The organism is Streptomyces sp. NPDC048483 (genome assembly GCF_040651455.1).
In the GTDB taxonomy this organism is placed as follows: Bacteria; Actinomycetota; Actinomycetes; order Streptomycetales; family Streptomycetaceae; genus Streptomyces.
The window spans coordinates 106,973-113,735 of the sequence record NZ_JBEZJZ010000018.1; the positions used below are offsets into that span (position 1 = coordinate 106,973).

Below are 6,763 nucleotides of genomic sequence, written 5' to 3' on the forward strand. Positions count from 1 at the left end.
CGTCAGTTCCTCTTCTCGTCGCGGGAGAGGTAGTCCGCAAGGCTCAGCGCGGGGCCGCGCCGTACCGTCCGGTCCGGGCGGGCCGCGGCCGTACGGTCCTGGCCGCCCGCCGCGGTGACCTCCAGCCGGCCGATCTGTACATGCACCACGCGCTCGGCCGGGCGCCCGCCCCGGCGTCCCGCAGCGGCCTGCCGGGCGGCGCCACGAGCCGCCGCCGCGTCGTCGCGACGTGGCTGCAGGGGCGTGCGAGGAGACGAACGGGTGGTTTCCCCGCCAGGGCTGACGGTCACGGGTGCAAGGGACCGCTCTGCCGTGCCGTCGTCGTCCCCCGAGGCCTCAGCCCGTCGCCGTGGCCGCACCGGCTCCGCGGCGGCCGGGCGCGCGGTGGGCGTCAGGGGCGCGGCCGGCCGCAGCAGCGGAGCCGACGGGCGCAGTGCGCCCTCGGCCCCCTCCGCGGCCCCCCGCGCATCGGCCTCGGTACGCACCACGGTCTCCCGTTCCGTGACCCGAACCTCCCGCTCGACGCGACCGGACAAGGGGCCGGGGAGCGGGGGTTGGAGGCGGCTGGGCGGAGCGGTCAGGGCAGGGTCCCTGCCTTCCCCGCCTTCCCCGTCGTCCGCCCGCAGCGCCTCGATCCGCTCGAACGGTCCCGGGAGCCGCGGCCGTACGAGCGCGGGGCGGCCCCGGCCGTCGTCCGGGGCGATCCCGGGGACGCCCGGCAGCGGGCCGTCCGCGGGCGTCGGCGTGTGCCGGGCCAGCAGCCGGTCGAAGTAGTCGGGCAGGTCAGGCATCTGCGCACAACTCCAGGTAGTAGCGGCGGCGTTGCGGGCTGAGCGCGAGGATTTCCGGCTCGCTCCAGCCGTACGCGGTGGCGAGCAGATGGACGTCGAGGAGCACGTCCCGGGCCCAGGCGTCCAGTTCGGTCCACAGGTAGGCGGCGATGTCCAGCTCGGCCGGGGTGGCCTCGCCGCATTCGGGGCAGGCGATGTTGAGGGTGGTCTCGGCGGCCGGGTCGGCGCGTTCCGCCTCCTCGGCCAGCCGGCGGCGCAGCTTCGTCGGGAGCAGGCCGGGGAGCCGGCCCGCGGGGACCGGCTCCCCGTCCCGTACGGCTGAGACGGTGCAGCGGGTGAGGAGCAGGTGCTGCGGATCCGGAGGGTCGAAGGCGGCGGCCGGGTCGGCGACGGCGCGGGCGACCGCTGCGAGGTCGGCGACGGTCGGCAGCCGGAACTCGACCACCCAGCCGCCCTCCGCCACCCGCAGCGGACCCTCCTCGGAGGGCGCCGACGGGTCGGTGAACTGCGCCGACGGGCCGGTGAACTGCCCGGCGTCGAGGTCGAATTCCATCGCCTCGCCGCACGCCGCGCACTCGATCCGTACCTGCATCCGCTCGCCGAACAGCGCCCGGCGCAGCGCGAACAGATCGGCCGCGCGCCGGCCGACCGGCATCGACAGCAGTGTGTCGGTCCCGGCCTCCGGACGCGCCGCGCGGTGCAGCAGCAGGGCACGGCCGGGCGCGTCCCGGTCCAGCCCCGCCTCCCAGGTGGCCAGCAGCTCCGCCGCCCCGGTCAGCGCCATCCCTCAGCCCCCGTCCCGCGTCCCCCTCCGCCGACTCCTCCGGTCAGGCCGGATGCGTGAACGAAGGCTCCTCCGGCTCCGGCACCTCGTAGTCCCGCTCCCACCCCTCGCACTCCAGCTTCAGGCTCTGGATGGCGACCGCGTTGGCGTTGGCGTCCAACTCGCCCAGGACCTGGTACTCGCTCGGCCACGACCGGTAGATCTTGTGCGAGACGGCGACCTGCCCGGCCTCGTTGAGGACCTGGATGACGAGGTCCTTGCGGAAGTCGGCCAGCGACACCTCGGAGCCGAGGCCGGCGCCGACCTGCCAGACCTTGTTGGCCCAGCGGTCGAACTCCGGGTCGTGGGTGACACCCCGCTCCAGGGTGATCCCCTCGAACTCGGAGCGCCCCGGCGACTTGCGCGGGGAGCTGGGGTCCCCGCCGTGCCGGTGCTTGACGACCTCGGTGGTGCGCTTCAGCGGACTGATCTTGCTGACTCCGGCGACCGTACGACCGTCCCACAGGACCAGGAACTTGAAGTTCTTGTACGGGTCGAAGCGATGGGCGTTGATCTGGAACTCAGCCATCGGATTCCCTCAATCTCCTTTCCCGGACGTCATCGGACGTCGAACTGGCCGGCCATCTGCTGGATCTTGACGATCACGAACTCCGCGGGCTTGACGGGTGCGATGCCGACCACGACGTTCACGATCCCGTTCTCGATGTCCGCCTCCGTCGTGGTGTCCTTGTCGCACTTGACGAAGTACGCCTGGCGCGGCGTGCCGCCCTTGAAGGCGCCCTTCTCGAAGAGGGTGTGCAGATAGGCGGAGGCGTTGAGCCGGATCTGCTGCCAGAGCTGCTCGTTGTTGGGCTCGAAGACGACCCATTGCAGCCCGCGCAGCAGGCTCTCCTCGATGTGCAGCGCCAGCCGTCGCACCGGGACGTATTTCCACTCGCTGTCCAGAGCGTCCGCGCCCTCCAGGGTGCGCGCGCCCCAGACCAGCGGGCCGACCACCGGGAAGGTGCGCAGGGAGTTGATGCCCAGCGGGTTGAGCAGTCCGTTCTCGCGGTCCGTGAGCTTGACGGTGAACGAGTGCACGCCCGCCAGCCGCGCCTCGGTGCCGGCCGGCGCCTTCCATACGCCGCGCTCGCTGTCCGTACGGGCGAAGACTCCCGCGACGGCGCCGGACGGCGGGAAGGAGCGCAGCCGGCCGGTGAGCGGGTCGGTGAGCTGGAGGTGCGGGAAGTAGAGGCCGGAGTGGTTGCCGCGGACCGGATCGAAGGCGGCGATGCCGGCGCGGGCGGCGTCCACGCTGCCCCAGGTGGCGGGCGCGTCGACGAGCAGGAAGATCCGGCGCTCCTGGCAGAGCCGCTCGGCCGCGGACAGCACCGTGATCGCGTCGTCGACGTTCTCGTACCCGGCCAGCTCGGGCAGGGCGAGGAGGTTGACGTCGTCGACATCGCGGAGGGACTGCAGGCCGCTCTTGCGGGACTCGCTGCCGATGATGTCGCGCGGTCCCGGCGGGTCGCCGTCCTCGCCGCCGCACAGCGGGAACACCGGCGGGTTGACGGAGGCCTCCAGGCCGAGGTCGTTGGCGCACTCGCCGAGGAAGCGGACCGTGTCGTCGGGGTCGATCGACCCGGCGACGACCTGGATACGGCGCCCGAAGGCGGTCACCTCGGCGCCCGCGAAGGCGTGCTTGCCGGGGGCGTCCGGCAGGGCGCGCAGCTTGTGCTCCAGGAGCAGCGCCAGCTCGGTGACGTTGCAGGGCGGTTCGCCGTCGCAGTCCGGGTCGTAGAGGGTGAACTCGCGCTCGACCTCGCCGATCTTGACCGTCACGTCGACGTTCAGGTCGGGGAGCTCGTGGTGGAAGGCCTTGGAGACGGTGCCGGACGGGTCCGGGCGCCCCTCGCCGACGACCGCGACGCGGATCAGTGCGGAGCCGGCGTTGATTACCGTCTCGGCGTACTTGCCGTGGCCGGAATCCATGGACAGGCCGGAGAACGACTCACGGGCGGTGCCGTGCGCGTCCAGGACCTGGAGATTGAAGGTTTCCCCTGGGCAGGGGGTGTCGTGGTCGACGGCCACCCGCAGGCCCGAGCCCCAGACACCGGGCTCCTTGGCGTGTACCTCCAGCACCGGGCACTGGCTGTGGCCCTCGGTGGACTCCAGGATGACGTGGGCTTCCTTGCCGCTGCCCGCCTTGGCGACCCGGACGATCACCGCGACGGTGCCGCCGTTGCCGAAGAACTGGTGGACGGCGTAGGCGAGCGGGCTCTGTGCGGTCAGTCCGCCGAAGCGGCGCTCGAAGTCGGCGAAGCTGGTGATGCGGACCGGCTGGTTGAGCGGGCCACGCCGGGTGTGGCCGACGAACGCGGTCACGGATGTCGTAACCGTGGTGATGCTGCGGATGCTGCTGGGAAGCTCTTCGACATAGACGCCGGGATAGGTCGTATGTGTCGGCATTCCCCCTCCAATCCCTTCAGGCACCGAGTGTGAGGACACCAAGAAATCGAGAGAGAAGGGGGAGGGGAGGCGGGCGCGGAAGAGCGTGCGGTCGCAGGGCGGCACTTCGTCCCCGGTCGGCCGTACATCCCCCCACTACCCATCAAGTTCCCCCGTCTGCACCCGGTGCGGAACGATCTGCCGACCGACCTGCACGGGACCAAGTCCGGAGCGCCTGACTCCGGCTTGTGACTCCTGATGCGTAAGTGCTCAACTGCTCAACGCATCCTCCGTGGTGGGTAGTTGACGGGTCAAGGGGGCTTTCCGGACACCGTTTGAGGGGGTGTTGTGCGGAGCCCTTTCGCATTCTCCGCAAGTGGAATGCCGGAGTAATGCCGACGGAGGCCCGGGGAATGGCGGCCCGTAGGAATCGCCCGGGACGGGCGCGAACGGGAGGTAGCGGGCGCAGTTCCCGAACGCCGCGCGGAGGTCGCCGGCCGTTCGGCCAAACGATCTGTGACCGCTATCTCTGTGACAGTAATCACCGCCGGAGTGTGATCTGTGATTTAGGGACCCAGGTGCAGCGGCGATAACCTGCGGGACGGACATGCCGCGTATTCGGACACCGTGTACGCCTCCCCTGTGACAGCGCCGTCACGTTGCCCTTCGCGGCACGCCCATCGCAGACAACGAACCGCGATCACTACGGCGATTCTGAGAAGACAAGGGACGGACGCGCGTGGACCTGTTCGAGTACCAGGCGAGGGACCTCTTCGCCAAGCACGGTGTACCGGTGCTGGCCGGTGAAGTCATTGACACGCCTGAGGCAGCCCGCGAGGCGACCGAGCGGCTGGGCGGCAAGTCCGTCGTCAAGGCGCAGGTGAAGGTCGGCGGCCGCGGCAAGGCCGGCGGCGTGAAGCTGGCCTCCAGCCCGGACGAGGCGGTCGCCCGCGCGACCGACATCCTCGGCATGGACATCAAGGGCCACACGGTCCACAAGGTGATGATTGCCGAGACGGCTCCGGAGATCGCGGACGAGTACTACGTCTCGTACCTCCTCGACCGCACCAACCGCACCTTCCTGGCCATGGCCTCGGTCGAGGGCGGCGTGGAGATCGAGGTGGTCGCGGAGGAGACCCCCGAGAAGCTCGCGAAGGTTCCGGTCGACGCCAACGAGGGCGTCTCGATCGAGAAGGCCCGCGAGATCGTGGCGCAGGCGCAGTTCCCGGCCGACGTCGCCGAGCAGGTCGCCGAGATCATGGTGACCCTGTGGGAGACCTTCATCAACGAGGACGCCCTCCTCGTCGAGGTCAACCCGCTCGCCAAGGTTGCCGACGGCCGCGTCATCGCGCTCGACGGCAAGGTCTCCCTCGACGAGAACGCCGAGTTCCGCCAGGCGGACCACGCGGCGCTCGAGGACAAGGACGCAGCCAACCCGCTCGAGGCTGCGGCCAAGGCGAAGGGCCTGAACTACGTCAAGCTCGATGGCCAGGTCGGCATCATCGGCAACGGCGCGGGTCTCGTCATGAGCACTCTGGACGTCGTCGCGTACGCCGGTGAGAACCACGGCAACGTCAAGCCCGCCAACTTCCTCGACATCGGCGGCGGCGCCTCCGCCGAGGTCATGGCGAACGGCCTGGAGATCATCCTCGGCGACCCGGACGTCAAGTCCGTGTTCGTCAACGTCTTCGGCGGCATCACCGCCTGCGACGAGGTCGCCAAGGGCATCGTCCAGGCGCTTGAGCTGCTCAAGTCCAAGGGCGAGGACGTCAGCAAGCCGCTGGTCGTGCGCCTCGACGGCAACAACGCGGAGCTGGGTCGCAAGATCCTGTCTGACGCGAACCACCCGCTGGTCCAGCGCGTGGACACGATGGACGGTGCGGCCGACAAGGCCGCCGAGCTGGCCGCGGCCAAGTAAGGACGAGGGACTCCAACACCATGGCTATCTTCCTCACCAAGGACAGCAAGGTCATCGTCCAGGGGATGACCGGCGCCACCGGCATGAAGCACACCAAGCTGATGCTCGGTGACGGCACCAACATCGTCGGCGGCGTGAACCCGCGCAAGGCCGGTACCGAGGTCGACTTCGACGGTACGTCCGTCCCCGTCTTCGGCACCGTCAAGGAAGCGATGGAGAAGACGGGCGCCAACGTCTCCGTCCTCTTCGTGCCGCCGGCCTTCTCCAAGGCCGCCGTCGTCGAGGCCATCGACGCCGAGATCCCCCTCGCGGTCGTCATCACCGAGGGCATCGCCGTCCACGACTCCGCCGCCTTCTGGGCGTACGCGAAGTCCAAGGGCAACAAGACCCGCATCATCGGCCCGAACTGCCCCGGTCTGATCACGCCGGGCCAGTCCAACGCCGGCATCATCCCGGGCGACATCACCAAGCCCGGCCGCATCGGTCTGGTGTCGAAGTCCGGCACGCTGACCTACCAGATGATGTACGAGCTCCGTGACCTCGGCTTCTCCTCGGCCGTCGGTATCGGTGGCGACCCGGTCATCGGCACGACGCACATCGACGCCCTCGAGGCGTTCGAGGCCGACCCCGACACCGACCTCATCGTGATGATCGGCGAGATCGGCGGCGACGCCGAGGAGCGTGCGGCCGACTACATCAAGGCCAACGTCACCAAGCCGGTCGTCGGCTACGTCGCGGGCTTCACCGCGCCCGAGGGCAAGACCATGGGCCACGCCGGCGCCATCGTCTCCGGCTCCTCCGGCACCGCCCAGGCGAAGAAGGAGGCCCTCGACCCGCTCGGCG

Annotated in this window: 6 protein-coding genes; 2 read left to right on the forward strand and 4 right to left on the reverse strand. The window is 70.2% G+C overall.

Features of this window, described 5'->3' with window-relative positions; all coding sequences use genetic code 11:
- Positions 1-2: 2 nt before the first annotated feature.
- From AB0D04_RS12740 to AB0D04_RS12755, 4 genes are read right to left on the reverse strand one after another with little or no spacing between them, the layout of a single operon-like run.
- Positions 3-791 (reverse strand): hypothetical protein, encoded by a 789-nt coding sequence (locus AB0D04_RS12740; RefSeq protein WP_362702302.1) that lies wholly within the window; start codon positions 789-791, stop codon positions 3-5.
- Positions 784-1,575 carry a hypothetical protein gene (locus tag AB0D04_RS12745; RefSeq protein ID WP_362702304.1) on the reverse strand — a complete coding sequence of 264 codons (792 nt, stop codon included), beginning with the start codon at positions 1,573-1,575 and terminating at the stop codon, positions 784-786. Before AB0D04_RS12745 ends, AB0D04_RS12740 begins: the two co-directional genes overlap by 8 nt.
- Before the next feature lie 43 nt (positions 1,576-1,618).
- Positions 1,619-2,143, reverse strand: a complete 525-nt coding sequence (locus AB0D04_RS12750; RefSeq protein ID WP_362702306.1) for a phage tail protein — start codon at positions 2,141-2,143, stop codon at positions 1,619-1,621.
- 29 nt (positions 2,144-2,172) lie between these two features.
- Positions 2,173-4,023 carry a phage tail sheath C-terminal domain-containing protein gene (locus AB0D04_RS12755; protein ID WP_362702308.1) on the reverse strand — a complete coding sequence of 617 codons (1,851 nt, stop codon included), beginning with the start codon at positions 4,021-4,023 and terminating at the stop codon, positions 2,173-2,175.
- Between the two features lie 718 nt (positions 4,024-4,741).
- On the opposite strand from AB0D04_RS12755, the gene sucC reads away from it, so the two are divergent.
- Positions 4,742-5,920, forward strand: coding sequence for an ADP-forming succinate--CoA ligase subunit beta (sucC, locus tag AB0D04_RS12760; protein WP_362702310.1), 1,179 nt, complete (start codon positions 4,742-4,744; stop codon positions 5,918-5,920).
- Between the two features lie 20 nt (positions 5,921-5,940).
- Positions 5,941-6,763 (forward strand): succinate--CoA ligase subunit alpha (sucD, locus tag AB0D04_RS12765; protein WP_362702312.1); only part of this gene is annotated, 823 nt, incomplete at its 3' end.

Bases quoted from the DNA above. Each gene is read 5' to 3' on its own strand.
- AB0D04_RS12740 (WP_362702302.1), bottom strand. From the start codon at position 791: ATGCCTGACCTGCCCGACTACTTCGACCGGCTGCTGGCCCGGCACACG.
- AB0D04_RS12745 (WP_362702304.1), bottom strand. From the start codon at position 1,575: ATGGCGCTGACCGGGGCGGCGGAGCTGCTGGCCACCTGGGAGGCGGGG.
- AB0D04_RS12755 (WP_362702308.1), bottom strand. From the start codon at position 4,023: ATGCCGACACATACGACCTATCCCGGCGTCTATGTCGAAGAGCTTCCC.
- AB0D04_RS12750 (WP_362702306.1), bottom strand. From the start codon at position 2,143: ATGGCTGAGTTCCAGATCAACGCCCATCGCTTCGACCCGTACAAGAAC.